Genomic DNA, 18,655 nt, shown 5'->3' with positions numbered 1-18,655 from the left:
TCAAGAACGGCGAGATCAAGGCCGCCACGATCATGTCGGCGACGCTGTCGACGGACCACCGGGCGGTGGACGGGGCACTCGGCGCCGAGCTGCTCTCCGCCTTCAAGCGGCTGGTGGAGAAGCCGTTTGGCATGCTGGTGTGACGCCAATCCCTTCCCCTTGCGGGGAGGGTGGGCCCGCCGGCTTGCCGGCGGGTCGGGTGGGGGTGGGCGCGATCGCGTGCCGACATCACTGGAGGGGGATATGCCGTGGAATAAGCCACCGGAGAAAGTCGCCTCGGCGAAGGCAAAGGCGAATGCACCGAAGCTTTGCAGAAGCGCGACGGGCCGTTTCGCACTCGTCGCGGCCAACCTCACCCCTCACTCCTCCCCACAAGGGGGAGGGGACTCGCGGAGGCCACGCCCATGAAAACCATCCTCTGCTACGGCGATTCCCTCACCTACGGCCACAACGCGGAGGCCGAGGGCCGGCACGCCTACGAGGACCGCTGGCCGTCCGCGCTTCAGGCCCGCCTGGGCGAGGCGGCGCGGGTGATCCCCGAAGGGCTTGGCGGCCGCACAACGGCTTATGACGACTGGCTCGCCGGCGCCGACCGGAACGGTGCGCGCATCCTGCCCACGCTTCTGTCCACCCACGCACCGCTCGACCTCGTCATCATCATGCTCGGTACGAACGACATGAAGCCGGTGATCTGCGGCCGCGCCGTCGGCGCCAAGCAGGGCATGAGGCGGCTCATCGACATTATCCGCCACCACGACTATCCCTTCGACGGGAAGGCGCCGGCCATCCTGCTCGTCGCGCCGCCGCCGCTCTGTGACACGGACAATGCCGACTTCGCCGCCATGTTCGAGGGCGGTATCGCCGAATCGAAGAAGCTGGCCCCGCTCTACGCGCAGCTTGCCGAGGACACCGGCTGTGCCTTCTTCGATGCCGGCTCGGTCGCCCGCACGACGTCTCTGGACGGCGTGCATCTGGACGCCGGGAACACCCGCGCCATCGGCGACGGGCTGGAACCGGCGGTCCGCCGATTACTCGGCCTTTGATCAAGGAGGGATGACAATGGCCAATTCCGTCGAGCATAGACAGTTGAGGTCTTCATGGGTGTGGCTTGCCATTCTCGGCGCCATCTCGCTCATCGGCGGCATCGTTGCGCTCGCCAATCCGTTCGCCGCGACCATGACGGCGGCTCTTTTGGCCGCATGGGTGTTCATGCTGTTCGGGGTGCTGCAGGTCGTCCAGGCCTTCAGGCTGCGTCGCGGCAGCTGGCCGATCTTCCTGTGGTCGCTGCTGCTCGGAGCGCTGGCGCTTGCCATCGGCCTCTCGCTGCTCTTCCGGCCGATGGAAGGCATCATCTCGCTCACGGTTCTGGTCGCCATCATCTTCATCGTCCTGGGCGTCGTGAAGCTGATGTACGCCTATGCGTTGAGGCCCATCTCCGGCTGGGTCTGGGTGTTCGTCTCGGGTCTCCTGTCCCTGGTGCTGGGCGGCATGATCCTCGCCGACATGCCGTGGTCGGCCTCCGCCGTGCTCGGCATCCTCTTGGCCATCGAACTCTTGTCGAATGGCGTTTTCCTGCTGCTGGTGGCCTTCGGCCTGCGTGCCGCCAGCAATACTTGAAAACCGGCAATCGCGCCGGGCGCGTGATTTGAATGAAGGAGAAATTGAGCCGTGGCTGAAACCTACGACGTCATCATCATAGGCTCCGGTCCGGGCGGCTACGTCACGGCCGTGCGCTCGGCGCAACTCGGATTCAAGACGGCCATCGTGGAGCGCGAGCATCTGGGCGGTATCTGCCTTAATTGGGGCTGCATCCCCACCAAGGCGCTCCTGCGCTCTGCCGAAATCCTGCACTATGTCGAAAATGCCAAGGATTACGGGCTGAAGGTGGACGGCAAGGTTTCCGTGGATGCGGCCGCCGTCGTCGACCGCTCGCGCAAGGTCTCCACCCGGCTCAACGGCGGTGTGGGCTTCCTCATGAAGAAGAACAAGGTCGACGTCATCTGGGGAGAGGCGAAGATCGCCAAGGCTTCCGCGGGTTCGCAGCCGGGCGAAGTCGTCGTTTCCAAGCCGGCGAAGAAGCCGATGGAGCCGCAGCCGGCAGCCCCGAAGGCCACGCTGGGCGAGGGAACGTACAAGGCAAAACACATCATCCTTGCCACCGGTGCGCGCCCGCGCGTCCTGCCGGGCATCGAGCCCGACGGCAAGGAGATCTGGACCTATTTCGAGGCGATGGTGCCGAAGGAAATCCCGAAATCGCTCATCGTCATGGGTTCGGGCGCCATCGGCATCGAGTTTGCCAGCTTCTACCGCACCATGGGCTCGGACGTGACGGTGATCGAGCTCCTGCCGCAGATCCTGCCCGTGGAGGACGCGGAAATCTCCAAGTTCGCCAAGCGGCAGCTCGAGAAGCAGGGCATAAAGTTCCATGTCGAGGCCAAGGTCACGAAAGTGGAGAAGGGGTCCGGCAAGGTAACGGCCCATGTCGAGATGAAAGACGGCAAGGTAGAGAAGATCGCCGCCGAGCGCCTCATCTCCGCCGTCGGCGTGCAGGGCAATATCGAGAACCTCGGCCTTGAAGCTGCCGGCGTGAAGACCGAGCGCGGCACCATCGTCGTCGACGGCTACGGACGCACCAACGTTCCCGGCATTTACGCCATCGGCGATGTCGCCGGCCCGCCCATGCTCGCCCACAAGGCCGAGCATGAGGGCGTCGTCTGCGTGGAGAAGATCGCAGGCCAGCCCGGCGTGCACGCGCTCGACAAGAACCGGGTTCCCGGCTGCACCTATTGCCAGCCGCAGGTCGCCTCCGTCGGGCTGACGGAAGAGAAGGCCAAGGAAGAAGGCCGCGACATCCGCGTCGGCCGCTTCCAGTTCGCCGCCAACGGCAAGGCCATTGCGCTCGGCGAAGACCAGGGCTTCGTCAAGACGATCCTCGACAAGAAAACCGGCGAGCTTCTGGGCGCGCACATGATCGGCGCCGAGGTGACGGAGCTCATCCAGGGTTTCGTCATCGCCATGAACCTGGAAACCACGGAAGAGGAACTTATGCACACCATCTTCCCACATCCCACGCTTTCAGAGATGATGAAAGAGAGCGTTCTCGACGCCTACGGTCGGACGCTGAACGCTTGAAGTGCCTTGTGCCGGCGGTAACCGGTGCAGGATTGTGGCGTATAGTTTGTACCGATCCGCAACCAAAGCAGGAGACTTCGAATGGAGGGTGTAGGTTGGATTTTGACGATTATCATCGGCGGCATAGCCGGTTGGCTCGCCGAGAATATCATGAAGGCCGCAGGGCACGGCCTTCTGCTTAACATCATCCTCGGTGTGGTCGGCGCTGTCGTCCTCAACGCGATTTTGATTGCACTCATGGGTGCCACCTTCGGCGGCATCATCGGCCAGCTCGTCGTCGCCGTTATCGGCGCCTGCCTCCTGATCTGGCTTTATCGGCTGATTCGCGGAGGGCGATGAGCCGATCATCGACATGCCCGCCTGCCGAGAGGCAGGCGGGCTTTTGCCGCCCGCCGTAATCTCTATATGTGTAAAAAGCGCAATCAGGCCGGCGAATTGAAGAAGCAGAGGAAATGATGGTTACCGTTCTCGACACCGTCTCCGCGAAGCCGCGCCCGCGCCATCCGGAAAAGGCGCACCGGCCCGATCAGGAGGTGCTCAGGAAGCCCGAGTGGATCCGCGTCAAGGCGCCCACCTCGAAGGGCTATCTGGAAACGCGCGAGATCGTGAAGTCGAACAACCTCGTCACGGTTTGCGAGGAGGCCGGCTGCCCCAATATCGGCGAGTGCTGGGACAAGAAGCACGCCACCTTCATGATCATGGGCGAGATCTGCACCCGTGCCTGCGCCTTCTGCAACGTGGCGACCGGCATTCCCGGCCCGCTCGACCCGAATGAGCCGGCAAATGTCGCCAGGGCCGTGCGCGAAATGGGGTTGACCCACGTGGTGGTCACCTCGGTCGACCGGGATGACCTGAAGGACGGCGGCGCGCAGCATTTCGTCGACGTCATCCACGCCATACGCGAGACCTCGCCGGAAACGACCATCGAGATCCTCACCCCCGATTTCCTGCGCAAGGACGGCGCCTTGGAGGGCGTCGTTGCGGCAAGGCCCGACGTTTTCAACCACAATCTGGAGACCGTGCCGTCGAAGTACCTCACCGTGCGCCCCGGCGCCCGCTATTTCCACTCCATCCGCCTCCTGCAGCGGGTGAAGGAGCTGGACCCGTCGATCTTCACCAAGTCCGGCATCATGGTGGGGCTCGGCGAGGAGCGCAACGAGGTGCAGCAGCTCATGGACGACCTGCGCTCGGCGGATGTCGATTTCATCACCATCGGCCAGTACCTGCAGCCGACGCGCAAGCACCATCCGGTGAAGAAGTTCGTCACGCCCGAGGAATTCAAGTCCTACGAGACCATCGCCTACACCAAAGGCTTCCTGATGGTTTCCTCGAGCCCGCTGACGCGCTCCTCGCACCATGCCGGCGACGACTTCACCCGCCTCAGGGCGGCGCGTGAGGCGCGGCTTTCGGCGGCCAGGACGGCGTAAAGCTTCCGATGCCCAAACACGAGACGGTCCGCCGGGTGAACCACCCGCCCGAGCAGATGTTCGCCCTGGTGGCGGACATCGAGGCCTATCCGCAATTCGTGCCCATGTGCGAGGCGCTTAACGTGCGCTCGCGCAAGGAGCGCGACGGCGTGACGATCCTCTTGGCCGACATGACGGTGGGCTACAAGGCCATCCGCGAGACCTTCACCAGCCAGGTGGTCCTGAAACCGGGGGAACGCATTATCGACGTGCGTTATATCGACGGCCCGTTCCGCTTCCTGCAGAACCGCTGGCGCTTCGATCCGGCGGGCGAAAGCCAGACGGACGTGCACTTCTTCATCGAATACGAGTTCAAGAGCCGCATGCTCGGCATGCTGATGGGCGCCATGTTCGACCGCGCCTTCCGCATGTTTTCCGAAGCCTTCGAGCGGCGGGCGGACGCCGTCTACGGGCCGTCCGCGTAAACCGCTTCCAGCACGAGGCCGAGCGCCGTCGCCACGCTGTCGCGGCGCACCTGCGCGCGTTCGCCGCTGGTGAACTGCCGCTTTTGCGCGCGCGGCTCCTTTCCTTTCACGGCGAGGCCGAACCAGACGAGGCCGACCGGCTTCTGCGCCGTGCCGCCGCCAGGCCCCGCGATGCCGGTCACCGAGACGGTAATGTCGGCGCGCGAATGGGCCAGCGCGCCGGCCGCCATCTCCAGCGCCGTCTCTTCCGACACCGCCCCGTGGGCCCCCAGCGTCTGCGGCGAAACTCCCAGCATCTCCACTTTCGCTTCGTTGGAATAGGTGACGAAGCCGCGCTCCAGCACGTTCGAGGCACCGGCGAGATCGGTGATGGCGGCGGCGATCATGCCGCCGGTGCAGGATTCGGCCGTGGCGATCATCAAGCCGCGCTCCTCGCAAGCCTGCAGCACCCTTCTCGCCAGCATCTCGACGTCGCTCATGAAAGCCTCACTCCGGCAGAAAGTCGGGGTAGACGACTGTCGCCGTCGCAATGGCGGCGATGCCCTCCTCGCGGCCGAGGAAGCCCAGCTTCTCGTTGGTCGTCGCCTTGACGGAAACGCGCTCGGGCGCAATCCGCAGCATGTCGGAAAGTTCCGCCACCATCGCTTCCCGGTGCGGCCCGACGCGCGGCGCCTCGCAGATCAGCGTGATATCGGCATTGGCGATGCGCCCGCCGCGCCCCCGCACAAGCTTCACCGCATGCTCGACGAAGAGGCGCGAGCGCGCGCCCTTCCATTGCGGGTCGGAAGGCGGGAAATGGGTGCCGATGTCGCCGGCGCCGCAGGTGGCAAGCAGCGCATCGGTGAGCGCATGCAGGCCGACATCGGCGTCGGAGTGTCCCTGCAGCGCCTTCTCATGGGCGATCTCCACGCCGCAGAGCCACACGCGGTCGCCCTTGCCGAAAGCGTGCACGTCATAGCCGTTTCCCGTGCGCACGTCCGGCATCCGCATCGCGCTCAGCCGCTGGTCGGCAAGCGCCATGTCGCGCGCCCAGGTGAGCTTCGTGTTGTCGGGCGAACCTTCCACGAGCCGCACCGGAATGCCGGCCCATTCGGCGATCGCCGCATCGTCGGTGAAATCGAGACGCCCTTCCTTGAGCGCCTTCTCGTGGGCGGCAAGGATCGTCGGGAAGGAGAAGCCTTGCGGCGTCTGCGCGGCGAAGAGGTCGGCCCGCGGCACCGTGCCCTTAACCAGCATGTCGGCGCCGCTGCGCTTCAGCGTATCGGAAATGGCGACGGCCGGAAGCGCGCCCGTACCGTCGGCCACGGCGTCGATGACGCGGTCGATGAGGGCGCCGTCGATAAAAGGCCGCACGCCGTCGTGGATCAGGACGATGTCCGGCTCGACTTCGGCGAGGGCGGCAAGCGCAAGGCGCGTCGATTCCTGCCGTGAAGGGCCGCCGGGAATAGCGCGGATGTCGCCGTCGATGCCCTCGCAGGCGGCCGCGAACAGCGTGCTGTCCTCGGGGTGGATCGCCACGGCGATGGTGTCGATCCGCTCGTGCGCGGCAAAGGTTTCCAGCGTGTACCGGATCACCGACTTGCCGCCGATGGGGCGGTATTGCTTCGGCCCGTTGCCGTTCTGCCCGGCACGCTCGCCACGGCCCGCGGCGACGATCACCGCGGCAATCCGACGCTTGGCCGCTGCCTTGCCCTGTTCAAGAAGCGCGTTCATGCGGGAGGGATAATCACGGCAATCGTGAAATGCCAACGGATTTCTGCTAAGGCGCTGCCAAACCCGTTGCGCACCGAGCGGTTTGTGGCTAAGAATTAGGCAAAGAACAAAGGTGCATGCTTTTTGAGCAAAAATCCTGTAGAAATGCTTGCATGTCCTCTGCGTGTCGGAGCGGTAACGCTGCGCAACCGGGTCTTCCTGGCGCCCATGTCGGGTGTCACGGATTTGCCGTTCCGTCTGCGCGCGCATCGTCATGGCGCAGGTCTCGTCGTCTCCGAGATGGTGGCCAGCGGCGAATTGGCGAAGGGCAGGGCGGAGAGTGCCCGCCGCATCCGCCGCCGGCCGGAGATCGAGGTGCACATGGTGCAGATCGCCGGCCGCGAAGCGCACTGGATGGCGGAAGCGGCGCGCATTGCCGTGGACGAGGGTGCCGACATCGTCGATATCAACATGGGGTGTCCGGCCAAGAAGGTGACGGGCGGCTATTCGGGCTCGGCGCTGATGCGCGAGCCCGACCACGCATTGTCGCTGATCGAAGCCGTGGTGAAGGCGGTACCCGTACCGGTGACGCTGAAGATGCGCCTCGGCTGGGACGAGGATTGCCTCAATGCACCCGTCATCGCCCGGCATGCCGAAGAAGCGGGTATCGCCATGGTGACCGTCCACGGGCGCACGCGCTGCCAGTTCTATAAGGGCAGGGCGGATTGGCGGGCGATCGCGCGCGTCGGGCAGGCGGTCTCGATCCCGGTCGTCGCCAACGGCGACGGCGAGGGACCGGCCGAGGCGGCCGCCATGCTGGCGCAGTCCGGGGCAGACGCCGTCATGATCGGCAGGGCGCATTACGGCGCACCGTGGACGGCCGGTGCGCTCGCCCACTTCGCGGCCGGCGCGCAAGCCCCGGGCGTTCCGCGCGATGCGGCCGAAATGGCCGGCTATGTGGCCGCGCACTACGAAGACATGCTCGCCCATTACGGGATTGCGCAGGGCGTGCGCCACGCCCGCAAGCATCTGGGCTGGTACCTGGAGCGCCACGGCGGCGATGCCGCGGCGATGCTGCGGCCGGCGATCATGACGGAAACGGAGCCGGCCAAGGTGCTCAGCCACCTGGCGGTTGCGTTCGCCGGGCCCGCCGCTTCGCAAATGTCTGCATTTCCGCAAAGACCCGCGTCTCCTCAAAGGATGGTCGCATGAGCGCCGATATCTTGTCCGACAGCAGCATCGTGAACGTGGCGCAATTGGCGATCAACGCCATCGGCCATCCCGTCGTCATGGTCGACGACGACGGCTTCATCCCATTCGTCAACGCCGAGGCCGAAGACTTCTTCCGCCTGAGCGCGACGATGCTGGCGCGCAACCGGCTCTCCGACTTCGTGCCCTTCGGCAGTCCGCTCCTGACCTTGGTGGACCAGGTGCGCGAGCGCCGCGCGCCGGTCAACGAGTACCGCGTCGATATCTCCTCGCCGCGCCTCGGCTCGGACAAGATCGTCGACATCTACGTCGCCCCGGTCTCGGAGTTGCCGGGCTTCGTCGTCATCATGTTCCAGGAACGCTCGATGGCGGAAAAGATCGACCGACAGATGACCCACCGGGGTGCGGCCCGCTCGGTGACGGGGCTTGCGGCGATGCTCGCGCATGAGATCAAGAACCCGCTGTCGGGCATCCGCGGTGCGGCACAGCTTCTGGAAAACGTGGTCTCCGACGAGGACCGGGCGCTTGCCCGCCTGATCACCGAGGAAACGGACCGGATCGTCGCCCTGGTCGACCGCATGGAGGTCTTTTCCGACGAGCGGCCGGTGAACCGCGAGCCGGCCAACATCCATGTCATCCTCGATCATGTGAAGGCGCTCGCCCAGAACGGGTTTGCCCGCCATATATCCATCGTCGAGGACTACGACCCCTCGCTGCCGCCGGTCCTGGCCAACCGCGACCAGCTTGTCCAGGTCTTCCTGAACCTTATCAAGAACGCGGCGGAAGCCATTGGAAACACAAGCGGCGGCGAGATAAAGCTTTCCACCGCCTTTCGCCCCGGCATCCGCTTTTCCGTGCCCGGCACGCGCGAGCGCGTGTCGTTGCCGATGGAGTTCTGCGTCCACGACAACGGCCCTGGGGTTTCCGAAGACATCCGGTCGATCATCTTCGACCCCTTCATCACCACCAAGCAGAACGGCTCCGGCCTCGGGCTGGCGCTGGTGGCCAAGATCGTCGGCGCCCATGGCGGCGTCATCGAGTGCGATTCCTCCTCGCGCGGCACCACCTTCCGCATCCTCATGCCGGCCTGGCGCGCAGAGGCCGGCGAACGGGGCGGACGGCAGAAAACGGGATCGAAGGCATGAGCGTACAAGGCAGCATTCTGGTGGCCGACGACGACGCGGCCATCCGCACCGTCCTGAACCAGGCACTGTCGCGCGTTGGTCACCACGTCCGCGTGACCTCGAACGCCGCCACGCTGTGGCGCTGGGTGTCGGCGGGCGAGGGCGATCTCGTCATCACCGACGTGGTGATGCCGGACGAGAACGCCTTCGACATGCTGCCGCGCATCCGCAAGACCAGGCCCGACCTGCCGGTTATCGTCATGAGCGCGCAGAACACCTTCATGACCGCGATCCGCGCTTCCGAGGTCGGCGCCTACGAGTATCTGCCGAAGCCCTTCGACCTGACGGAGCTTCTCAGCATCGTCGGCCGGGCGCTTGCCGAGCCGAAGGGCCGGCCTGCCGACAACCGTGCCAACGATGCGCCCGATTCCATGCCGCTCATCGGCCGCTCGCCGGCCATGCAGGACATCTATCGCATGCTCGCCCGCATGATGCAGACGGATTTGACCGTCATGATCAGCGGCGAATCGGGCACCGGCAAGGAGCTGGTGGCGCGTGCGCTGCACGAGTTCGGCCGCCGCCGCAACGGGCCCTTCGTGGCCATCAACATGGCGGCGATCCCGCGCGACCTGATCGAATCGGAACTCTTCGGCCACGAAAAGGGCGCTTTCACCGGCGCCCAGCAGCGCTCCTCGGGCCGCTTCGAGCAGGCCGAGGGCGGCACGCTGTTCCTCGACGAGATCGGCGATATGCCCATGGAGGCGCAGACGCGGCTGCTTCGCGTTCTCCAGCAGGGCGAATACACCACCGTCGGCGGGCGCACGCCGATCAAGACCGACGTGCGCATCGTCGCCGCCACCAACAAGGATCTGCGCGCCCTCATCAACCAGGGCCTGTTCCGCGAGGATTTGTTCTACCGGCTCAACGTCGTGCCGCTGCGCCTGCCGCCGCTGCGCGAGCGGGCCGAGGACATCCCCGATCTGGTGCGTCATTTCTTCGGCCAGGCCGAAAAGGAGGGCTTGCACGCCAAGCGCATCGCCAGGGGCGGGCTCGACGCGATGATGCAATATGCCTGGCCGGGCAACGTGCGGGAACTGGAAAACCTCGTGCGCCGGCTGGCCGCGCTCTACCCGCAGGACGAGATCTCCGAGGAAATCATCCTCAACGAGCTGCGCGGCGCCGCGGTCGCGGAGGGTCCGCGCCAGGGCGAGGGACTGCCCGAGGACCTGCCGCTTGGCCAGGCGGTCGAGCAGTATCTGCAGCGTCACTTCCGCGGCTTCGGCGCGGCGCTGCCGCCGCCGGGTCTTTACCATCGGATCGTGGCCGAGGTGGAGTATCCGTTGATCCTGGCGGCACTCGCGGCGACGCAAGGGAACCAGATTCGCGCCGCCGAACTCTTGGGCTTGAACCGCAACACGCTTCGCAAGAAGATACGCGAATTGGGGGTCGACGTGTACCGCGCCTCGAAGCAGCCGCCGGGCGAAGTCGTCCCCAGTTAGTTTTCCTTCTTCGGCCTGGAGAAGGTAGGCGTTGCAAAGTCGCCACATTGCGTTGCATACCTGCAACGCAATTGGATCGTTGGGCATTGGCGCCACCGAGTTGAGCATCGATGAGTACGCAGGCATCTGCCATGGCCGGAGAACCGGTTTACCGTTCCGCGCCGAATGACGGCCGCCGCCTGATGGCGCTGCCGGGCATTCTGGCGGCCGCGGGTGCGCTGGTGACGGCGGCCATCTCGTTTGCCGTTCTCCTGGGGCTTACCCCGTTCACGCCCGATGCCGGCACCACGCTGGCGCTGATCGGCATCAACGCCGCATTCGTCCTCCTGCTTCTCGCGCTGATCGGTCGTGAGGCGCATCGCATCTATACGGCGCGCAAGGGCGGCAAGGCGGCGTCCAGGCTGCATGTGCGCATCGTCGCCATGTTCTCGCTTGTTGCGGCGATACCGGCGATCCTCGTCGCCATCGTCGCCTCCATCACGCTCGATGTCGGCCTCGACCGCTGGTTCGAATTGCGGACCCGCGTCATCGTGCAGTCGTCCCTGTCCATCGCCGACGCCTACGTGTCCGATCACGCCCGTAATCTGCAGGGCACGACACTCTCCATGGCGATCGACCTCGACCGTCTCCGCTCCCTCTACAATCTCGACCGGACCGGCTTCCGCCAGCGCCTCACCCAGCAGGCGGTGGTCCGCGGCCTTGCCCACGCGGTTCTCATGCGGGAGGACGAGGAGGTCATCATGGGCGCGGACATGCCCGAGCCGATCGAGATTCCCGCTCCGCCCGACGGCGCCCTGCAGCGGGCGGCCGAAGGGCGGCCGGTGCTGTTCGACCTGCCGCCGGGCAACCTGATCGCGGCAATCGTCAAGCTGCGCGAGATTCCCGACGTCTATCTCTACGCCCTGCGCGAGCTCGACCCCCAGGTCATCAAGGCGCAGCGCATCGTTGCGGAGAACACCGGCGAGTACCGCTCGCTGGAGGAGAATCGCATCAACACCCAGGTTGCCTTCGCGCTGCTCTACCTCGTCGTCACGCTGGCCATCGTGCTGGCGGCAATCTGGACGGGTATCGCCGTGGCCGACCGGCTGGTGCGGCCGATCCGTCAGCTTATCGGCGCGGCGGGCGCGGTCTCGACCGGCAATCTCGACGTGGCGGTGCCCGTCCGCCCCTCGGACGGTGACGTTGCCTCGCTGGGGGACACCTTCAACAAGATGACCCTGCAGCTCAAGACCCAGCGCGACGAGCTCATCTCCGCGCGCGACGTCATCGACGAGCGCCGCCGCTTCACGGAGGCGGTGCTTTCGGGCGTCACGGCGGGTATTATAGGCGTCGACGCCCGGGGCACGGTCTCCATGGTCAACCGCTCGGCCGAAACCATGCTGGCCATTTCCACCGACCGGGCCGTGGGCCAGAACCTCTCCGCCGTCCTGCCGCAGATCGGCCGCGTGTTCGAGATGGGGCGGACGTCCGGCCGCCAGGTCTATCGCCACCAGCTCACCTTCTACCGCGCCGGCGCCGAGCGCACGTTCAACGTTCAGATCACCACCGAGGAAAGCGTCGGCGAGACGGACGAGCGCTCCTACGTCGTCACCGTCGACGACATCACCGACCTCGTGCAGGCGCAGCGCTCTTCGGCGTGGGCCGATGTTGCCCGGCGCATCGCCCATGAGATCAAGAACCCGCTCACGCCGATCCAGCTTTCGGCCGAGCGCATCCGCCGGCGATATGGCAAGGTCATCACCGAGGATCGCGAGGTCTTCGACCAGTGCACGGACACGATCATCCGCCAGGTGGGCGACATCGGCCGCATGGTTGACGAATTCTCCACCTTCGCGCGCATGCCCAAGCCCGACATCCAGCGGCTCGATCTGCGCGAGCCGCTGCGCGAGGCATCCTTCCTGGTCGAGGTCAGCCGCTCCGACATCAGGGTCGAACGGGCGCTGGGCGAGAAGCCTTTGATCGGCCGTTTCGACACGCGCCTGATGAGCCAGGCCTTCGGCAACGTCATCAAGAACGCCTCGGAGGCCATCGACGCTGCGATCCGCGAGGACGGCGAGCGCCAGGGTGTGATCCGCATAATTGCACGGCAGGTGGGCAAGACCATCGAGGTGGCGGTTATCGACAACGGCAAGGGCCTGCCGCGGGAAAACCGCCAGCGGCTGCTCGAGCCGTACATGACGACGCGCGAGAAAGGCACAGGCCTTGGCCTTGCCATCGTCAAGAAGATAATCGAAGACCATGGGGGGCGGCTGGAGCTCAACGACGCACCGGCGAACTTCCATGGTGGTGTAGGGGCGATGATCCGCATGATCCTGCCGGGTGCACCGGCCGGCGGCGTTTCCGGGGAAGGGGCGGGCAATTCTGCTGGAGAGACGGAAAAGGTCGATAATGGCGTCTGACATACTGGTCATCGACGACGAGGAAGATATCCGCGAGCTTGTCGCCGGCATCTTGAGCGATGAGGGGCACGAGGCGCGCACCGCCGGCGACAGCGACGGCGCCTTGGCGGCCATCACCGAGCGCGTGCCGCGGCTGGTGCTGCTCGATATCTGGTTGCAGGGCTCCACCCTCGACGGGCTGGCGCTGCTCGACAAGATCAAGGAGATGCATCCCGATTTGCCCGTGGTGATGATCTCCGGCCACGGCACCATCGAGACGGCGGTGTCGGCCATCAAGCGCGGCGCCTACGATTTCATCGAAAAGCCCTTCAAGGCCGACCGGCTGATCCTCATTTGCGAGCGGGCGCTGGAGACCTCCAAGCTCAAGCGCGAGGTCCTGGACCTGAAGAAGCGCAGCGGCGAGAGCTTCGACCTCGTCGGCAACTCGCCGGCGATCAACCACCTGCGTCAGACGATCGAGCGCATCGCCCCCAGCAACAGCCGCATCATGCTGATCGGCCCGTCGGGCTCCGGCAAGGAGCTGGCCGCGCGTGCCATCCATGCCGTTTCCAGCCGCAGCACCGGTCCCTTCGTCTCCGTGAACGCCGCCTCGATCACGCCCGAGCGCATGGAGATCGAGCTGTTCGGCACTGAATCGAACGGCAGCGAGCGCAAGGTGGGCGCCCTGGAGGAGGCCCATCGCGGCACGCTCTTCCTCGACGAAGTCGCCGACATGCCGAGCGAGACGCAAGCCAAGATCCTGCGCGTTCTGGTGGACCAGCAGTTCGAGCGGGTAGGCGGCGCCAAGCGGGTCAAGGTCGACGTACGCATCATCTCTTCCACGGCGCGGAACCTGGAGGCCATGATCGCCGAGGGCCGCTTCCGCGAGGATCTCTACCACCGACTGGCCGTTGTGCCGGTCGCCGTTCCACCGCTGTCGGAGCGGCGCGAGGACATCCCGGTCCTGATCGAGCATTTCATGCAGCAGATCGTCGCCCAGGTGGGCATCAAGCCGCGCCGCCTCGGCGAGGACGCGCTGGCCGTTCTGCAGGCGCACGACTGGCCGGGCAATGTTCGCCAACTGCGCAACAACGTCGAGCGGCTTCTGATCCTGACGCGCGGCGACGACGGCGATACGCCGATCACCGCCGACCTGTTGCCCGCCGAGATCGGCGACGTCATGCCGCGTGTGCCGACACAAGGCGACCAGCATATCATGGCGCTGCCGCTGCGCGAGGCGCGCGAACTCTTCGAGAAGGAGTACCTTCTGGCGCAGATCAACCGATTCGGCGGCAACATCTCGCGCACGGCCGAGTTCATCGGCATGGAACGCTCGGCGCTGCACAGGAAGCTGAAGTCGCTTGGGGTATGAAAGAGTGAGTAGGGAATAGTGAGTAGTGAGTAGGATGTGGTGAACATAGAGGACGGGCGCGCTCACGGGGCGGTTGACCGCCAGCCACTATTCACTACTCACTATTCCCTACCCACACTGAGAGATCGAACCCATGAAGGTCATCATCTGCGGCGCCGGCCAGGTCGGCTATGGCATTGCCGAGCGGCTGGCGGCGGAGCAAAACGACGTCTCGGTCATCGACACCTCGGCCGAGCTCATCCGCGGCGTGCGCGACGCGCTCGATGTGCGCGGCTTCGTCGGCCACGGCGCGCATCCGGAGGTCTTGGAGGCCGCCGGCGCCCAGCAGGCCGACATGATCATCGCCGTCACGCTCTACGACGAGGTCAACATGGTGGCCTGCCAGGTTGCCCACTCGCTCTTCAACGTGCCCACCAAGGTCGCGCGCATCCGCTCGCAGTCCTATCTGCAGTCCCACTACATGGACCTTTTCTCGCGCGATCACCTGCCGATCGACGTCATCATCTCGCCGGAGCTCGAGGTGGGCGAAATGGTGCTCAGGCGCATCGCTCTTCCCGGCGCCACCGACGTGGTGGCCTTCGCCGACGGGCGCGTGGCCATGGTGGCGATCGAATGCCAGGAGGAGTGCCCGGTCATCAACACGCCGCTGGCGCAGCTGACCGAGCTTTTCCCCGATCTGCCGTCCACCGTGGTGGGCGTGTCGCGCAACGGCAACCTTTTCGTTCCCCATTCCGGCGACCAGCTCATTGCCGGCGACATGGCCTATGTCGTCACCACCAAGGACCAGGTGCGCCGCACGTTGGGCCTGTTCGGGCATGAGGAGGCCGAGGCCACCCGCATCGTCATTGCCGGCGGCGGCAATATCGGCCGCTACGTCGCCCGTTCGCTGGAACGCAAGCGCAGCCGCACCAAGGTGAAGATCATCGAGAGCAACCGCGATCGCGCCGTCGCCATCGCCGACGATTTGCGCCGCACGGTTGTGCTCAACGGCAGTGCACTCGAGCAGAAGCTGCTTCTGGAGGCCGACATCGACCATGCAGACCTGATGGTGGCTCTCACCAACGACGATCAGGTCAACATCCTTTCGAGCGTGATCGCCAAGCGGCTGGGCTGCAAGTCGAACCTGGTGCTCATCAACAACCCCACCTATCACGAATTCGCCAAGACGCTGGGCATCGATGCCCATGTGAACCCGCGCGCCGTGACCATCTCAAAGGTTCTGCAGCACGTGCGCCGCGGCCGCATCCGTGCCGTCCACAACGTCCAGAAGGGGGCAGCCGAGATCCTCGAGGCCGAGGCCCTGGAGACCTCGCCGCTGGTCGGCCCGCCGCTCAGCGAGCAGGAACTGCCGGACGGGATGCGCATCGGTGCCGTCTATCGCGACGGCGCGGTCCTCAAGCCGAGCGGTTCACTGCGCATCAAGCCCAAGGACCGGGTCGTCATCTTCGCGCTGGAGAGTGCGGTGCGCCAGGTCGAGCAGCTCTTCCGCGTCAGCCTGGAGTTTTTCTGACGCCGCTCCTGTCCTCGATCCTGAACAGGCGCAGCGAGAGCCTTTTCCCCTTCGAGTAATTTACGCCTTCGATCAGCGCAACCGGAACGATGCTCTTTCCTCCCGCGCTTGCGCGCTCGGCAAGCCGTGCAGCCTCGGAAGCCGGTACCAGTGCAAGAGCGCACACGGGATCCGAGAGAAGGTGGTCTGCCGCTCCCTCGACGTCCGTGAGAAGCGTTTTCGTGCCAACCAGGAAAACCAGGCTCGGCTCGTGGTATCCCGCTGAAGCGAGGCGGGAGTTGGTGCAGGGTTTGTTGACCTTGACGGCAGCAGCGATACGTGGCGTCAACCAAATGGTCTCCAAGGAGGGGACCACCATCGTGAAGAGGAGACCGTAGGCTATGCCCGCCGCCACGACCGCGCTTCCCATGCGGCGCAGATCGGCGCCCTCGCGCCCGGGTAGGGCGAAGTAGGCGGCGGCAAACACGGCCACCGCGACCACGATGCCAGCCGGCTGCACTCCCCCGCCAAGATAGAGGGGCCCGGCCACCGCCAGTGCCGACAAGCCAATGCTGACAACAGCCGCTCCGGCAACCGAGAGCCAGTAGAGCCACGTTTCCCAGCGCCTGGTTGGCACGCTGGAAATAGACGCCGTTTCAGCCACTGCCCATCCAGCCACCAGCGCCAGCGCCGGATAAACCGGTAGAACGTAGTGCGGCAGTTTTGTCGGCAGCAGTTCGAAGAACAGCCAGAACGGGACATACCAGCTGAAGAGGAATAGCAGGCGCGGGTCGGATCGCAGGTGTTTGAGGGCGGCAATCCCCGCCGCGAGCATCAGCGGGCCGAAGGGCCAGACGTAAAGCGCATAGGTCAGTATGTAATATCCGGGAGGCGCGCCGTGCGATTCCTGCCCGCTTACCACCTTGCCGAGAAGATCGTTGCCTACCGATTCGTGCCAGAAGGCCCCGCCGCTCTTCGAACTGATTGCGACAAGCCACGGCATGGTAATGAGCATCGCAATCACAAGGCCACGCGCCGACCGCAACTCACGCAGCCAGCGCCGATCCTTGTCCAGGAAGCAAAGCGTGGCGACGGTGAGGGCGCTCAGTAGCGGTGTAATCGGCCCCTTGATCAGAATTCCGAACCCTAGCGCGATCCAGAAAAGCCATGAAAGGGCAGGGCGGACGGGTGAGCTATTGCGCGCCGCCACGTAAATCTGCGCCAGCGCACCCTGCGCGACAATCGAAAAGGCAAGCAACATGGCGTCGGTCTTGGCGATGCGCGCTTCGAAAGCGACACCGAGAATGGCCGATAGCACCAGCCCCGCGGCCAGGCCCGCCGTCCTGCCGAAGAGGCGGGTACCCGTCCAGAAAACCGCCAGCGTTGCAGCGACGGCACCTGAAATCGATACCAGGCGGTAGACCCATATCGGCGCCTGCGCACCGCCGAAGATAGTCTTTACCGCGGTGGCCTGAAGCCAATAGATACCGATCGGCTTTTTGTATCGTGCCTCGTCCTGGAAGCGGATATCGATATAGTCGCCGCTTTCCACCATCTGCTTCGATGCTTGAACGTAACGGCTTTCGTCGCGGTCGATCGGGGGAAGGGTGGTGATGCCGGGAACCGTGATCGCGAGAACAATCAGGGTAAGAAACAGGGCGCGCTTCAATGGCGTTCCTCCTGGCGGGTAAGCAGCTTACTCAGCCAGTTTCGGAGAGCGCTGCCTTGCGCTCTCGGGCGATCAGCCAGAGGTTGCGGGTGTAGATGAAAAGGCCCATTCCTTGGCCGGCTATGAAGACGGGATCATGCCGTTGCACGGCGTAGATAAACAGCAGCGCCCCGCCCCCGAGGGAAAAGAACCAGAAGGCAACCGGTATAACGCTTCGTCCCGACCGCTCCGAAGCGAGCCATTGGACGAGAAACCGCATCGTGAACAGGAACTGGGCGCAAAACCCCAGCAGAACCCAGCCGTCGAATTGCTGGATGAAAACGCTTCGCAGCCACTCGGCAAGGCTTTGGAGGACGTCAGCCATGGACGATTTCCTCCACCTTGGGCATGTTTTTTCGCCGGCTACGCAGCCACCAGACCCCCATCAGGTCCAGCGTGCCCTTATACCCACGGTCGAGAATGCCATAGTGCGAGGTGCCATGAAGGCGTGGGCGATCCACGACGTCGTGGTGAACCACGCCGTAGCCTTCCTGGATCACGAGTGCCGGCAGGAAACGGTGGCTGCCCTCGAAAAAGGGCAGCTTCCGCAGAAGCTCGGTGCCGATGGCCTTCATTCCGCACGCGGTATCGCGCGTGTCGTCTTTCAGTATCCCGTTGCGAAGCCAGTTGGCAAAGCGCGATGCCCACCGCTTGAGCGCGCCGTCTTGCCGCTTCAGGCGCTGTCCGGCCGCAATGCCGGTGCTCGGACCGCCCGCGAGCAGCGCATCGATCAGCGGCAGAATGTACTGCGGATCGTTCTGGCCGTCGCCGTCAATCATCACGACGATGCCGCCGCGCGCGGCAAACGCCCCTGAACGCAGGGCAAGGCTCTTGCCGGCGGAGCGGTCATGGCGGATATGCCGAACCGTGCACTTGCGCACCTGCGCTTCCGTGGAAAGCACCTCGCACGTATTGTCGGTGGAGCCGTCGTCCACCACGACGACTTCGAACCTGCGCCCCATCATGGCGACTTCAATTTCATCGAGCAGGGGAGGCAGGTTCGCAGCCTCGTTCTTGCAGGGAATGACGATAGAGATCAGTCCGGATTCCATTTGAATAAGCACCATCGCTTTAATGCGGTGCGGGGCCGTCCACGAAGAGCTCCGGCCTCTCGCTATTCCATAAACAACGCTGTTTTGGCGGTCGAACCGGGGCTGGTTT

18 protein-coding genes are annotated in these 18,655 nt (G+C 65.0%); 13 read left to right on the top strand and 5 right to left on the bottom strand.

The genetic code is table 11. The annotated features are described in order from the left end of the window. The 7 genes from GPJ75_RS25645 to GPJ75_RS25615 all read left to right on the top strand — a co-directional run. Window positions 1–143: 2-oxo acid dehydrogenase subunit E2 (locus GPJ75_RS25645; RefSeq protein ID WP_205602643.1), on the top strand; the 143-nt coding region annotated here is incomplete at its 5' end. Between the two features lie 261 nt (window positions 144–404). Then, window positions 405–1,043, top strand: a complete 639-nt coding sequence (locus GPJ75_RS25640) for an SGNH/GDSL hydrolase family protein (protein WP_163272763.1) — start codon at window positions 405–407, stop codon at window positions 1,041–1,043. 16 nt (window positions 1,044–1,059) lie between these two features. Then, window positions 1,060–1,617, top strand: coding sequence for an HdeD family acid-resistance protein (locus GPJ75_RS25635; RefSeq protein WP_163272761.1), 558 nt, complete (start codon window positions 1,060–1,062; stop codon window positions 1,615–1,617). Between the two features lie 51 nt (window positions 1,618–1,668). Further along, entirely contained in the window at window positions 1,669–3,132 is a 1,464-nt protein-coding gene (gene lpdA / locus GPJ75_RS25630) for a dihydrolipoyl dehydrogenase (protein WP_163272759.1), read from the top strand. Between the two features lie 81 nt (window positions 3,133–3,213). Then, complete coding sequence (locus GPJ75_RS25625; RefSeq protein ID WP_163272755.1) at window positions 3,214–3,471, top strand: GlsB/YeaQ/YmgE family stress response membrane protein; 258 nt, start codon at window positions 3,214–3,216, stop codon at window positions 3,469–3,471. A 116-nt stretch (window positions 3,472–3,587) separates the two neighbouring features. Next, window positions 3,588–4,559: a lipoyl synthase gene (gene lipA / locus GPJ75_RS25620; RefSeq protein ID WP_163272778.1), complete on the top strand. Its 972-nt coding sequence runs from the start codon at window positions 3,588–3,590 to the stop codon at window positions 4,557–4,559. 8 nt (window positions 4,560–4,567) lie between these two features. Then, a complete protein-coding gene (locus tag GPJ75_RS25615) occupies window positions 4,568–5,023 on the top strand; it encodes a type II toxin-antitoxin system RatA family toxin (RefSeq protein WP_163272753.1) in 456 nt (151 codons plus the stop codon). Here the strand turns inward: GPJ75_RS25615 and GPJ75_RS25610 are convergent. After that, window positions 5,005–5,502 carry a CinA family protein gene (locus GPJ75_RS25610; RefSeq protein ID WP_163272751.1) on the bottom strand — a complete coding sequence of 166 codons (498 nt, stop codon included), beginning with the start codon at window positions 5,500–5,502 and terminating at the stop codon, window positions 5,005–5,007. The genes GPJ75_RS25615 and GPJ75_RS25610 overlap by 19 nt on opposite strands. Window positions 5,503–5,509: 7 nt before the next feature. Beyond that, window positions 5,510–6,736 carry a bifunctional 2-C-methyl-D-erythritol 4-phosphate cytidylyltransferase/2-C-methyl-D-erythritol 2,4-cyclodiphosphate synthase gene (locus GPJ75_RS25605; protein ID WP_163272749.1) on the bottom strand — a complete coding sequence of 409 codons (1,227 nt, stop codon included), beginning with the start codon at window positions 6,734–6,736 and terminating at the stop codon, window positions 5,510–5,512. 144 nt (window positions 6,737–6,880) lie between these two features. Between GPJ75_RS25605 and dusB the strand changes: the two genes are divergently transcribed. The 6 genes from dusB (at window position 6,881) to trkA (ending at window position 15,807) form a co-directional block, all read left to right on the top strand. Then, window positions 6,881–7,927 carry a tRNA dihydrouridine synthase DusB gene (dusB, locus tag GPJ75_RS25600; RefSeq protein ID WP_163272747.1) on the top strand — a complete coding sequence of 349 codons (1,047 nt, stop codon included), beginning with the start codon at window positions 6,881–6,883 and terminating at the stop codon, window positions 7,925–7,927. Next, complete coding sequence (locus GPJ75_RS25595) at window positions 7,924–9,069, top strand: two-component system sensor histidine kinase NtrB (RefSeq protein ID WP_163272745.1); 1,146 nt, start codon at window positions 7,924–7,926, stop codon at window positions 9,067–9,069. Before dusB ends, GPJ75_RS25595 begins: the two co-directional genes overlap by 4 nt. Continuing rightward, the gene (gene ntrC / locus GPJ75_RS25590; protein ID WP_163272743.1) at window positions 9,066–10,547 is read left to right on the top strand and encodes a nitrogen regulation protein NR(I); all 1,482 of its coding nucleotides are present in this window, start codon (window positions 9,066–9,068) and stop codon (window positions 10,545–10,547) included. Before GPJ75_RS25595 ends, ntrC begins: the two co-directional genes overlap by 4 nt. A 110-nt stretch (window positions 10,548–10,657) precedes the next feature. Continuing rightward, window positions 10,658–12,946 carry a sensor histidine kinase NtrY-like gene (locus tag GPJ75_RS25585; RefSeq protein ID WP_163272741.1) on the top strand — a complete coding sequence of 763 codons (2,289 nt, stop codon included), beginning with the start codon at window positions 10,658–10,660 and terminating at the stop codon, window positions 12,944–12,946. Beyond that, entirely contained in the window at window positions 12,936–14,297 is a 1,362-nt protein-coding gene (gene ntrX, locus GPJ75_RS25580; protein WP_163272739.1) for a nitrogen assimilation response regulator NtrX, read from the top strand. Before GPJ75_RS25585 ends, ntrX begins: the two co-directional genes overlap by 11 nt. Window positions 14,298–14,430: 133 nt before the next feature. Continuing rightward, window positions 14,431–15,807 (top strand): Trk system potassium transporter TrkA, encoded by a 1,377-nt coding sequence (trkA, locus tag GPJ75_RS25575; RefSeq protein ID WP_163272737.1) that lies wholly within the window; start codon window positions 14,431–14,433, stop codon window positions 15,805–15,807. On the opposite strand, the gene GPJ75_RS25570 is transcribed toward trkA, so the two are convergent. The 3 genes from GPJ75_RS25570 to GPJ75_RS25560 are packed head-to-tail and all read right to left on the bottom strand — an operon-like array spanning window position 15,788 to window position 18,546. Then, window positions 15,788–17,455: an ArnT family glycosyltransferase gene (locus tag GPJ75_RS25570; protein ID WP_163272735.1), complete on the bottom strand. Its 1,668-nt coding sequence runs from the start codon at window positions 17,453–17,455 to the stop codon at window positions 15,788–15,790. The genes trkA and GPJ75_RS25570 overlap by 20 nt on opposite strands. A 31-nt stretch (window positions 17,456–17,486) precedes the next feature. Beyond that, window positions 17,487–17,819 carry a lipid-A-disaccharide synthase N-terminal domain-containing protein gene (locus tag GPJ75_RS25565; RefSeq protein ID WP_163272732.1) on the bottom strand — a complete coding sequence of 111 codons (333 nt, stop codon included), beginning with the start codon at window positions 17,817–17,819 and terminating at the stop codon, window positions 17,487–17,489. Next, window positions 17,812–18,546 carry a glycosyltransferase family 2 protein gene (locus tag GPJ75_RS25560; protein WP_163272730.1) on the bottom strand — a complete coding sequence of 245 codons (735 nt, stop codon included), beginning with the start codon at window positions 18,544–18,546 and terminating at the stop codon, window positions 17,812–17,814. The genes GPJ75_RS25565 and GPJ75_RS25560 overlap by 8 nt, the downstream gene beginning before the upstream one ends. Between the last annotated feature and the right edge of the window lie 109 nt (window positions 18,547–18,655).

Source organism: Chelativorans alearensis (assembly GCF_010993735.1).
GTDB classification, from domain to species: domain Bacteria; phylum Pseudomonadota; class Alphaproteobacteria; order Rhizobiales; family Rhizobiaceae; genus Chelativorans; species Chelativorans alearense.
Note: the sequence above shows the minus strand (reverse complement) of the source record. Positions and strands in the feature narration are given on the sequence as shown.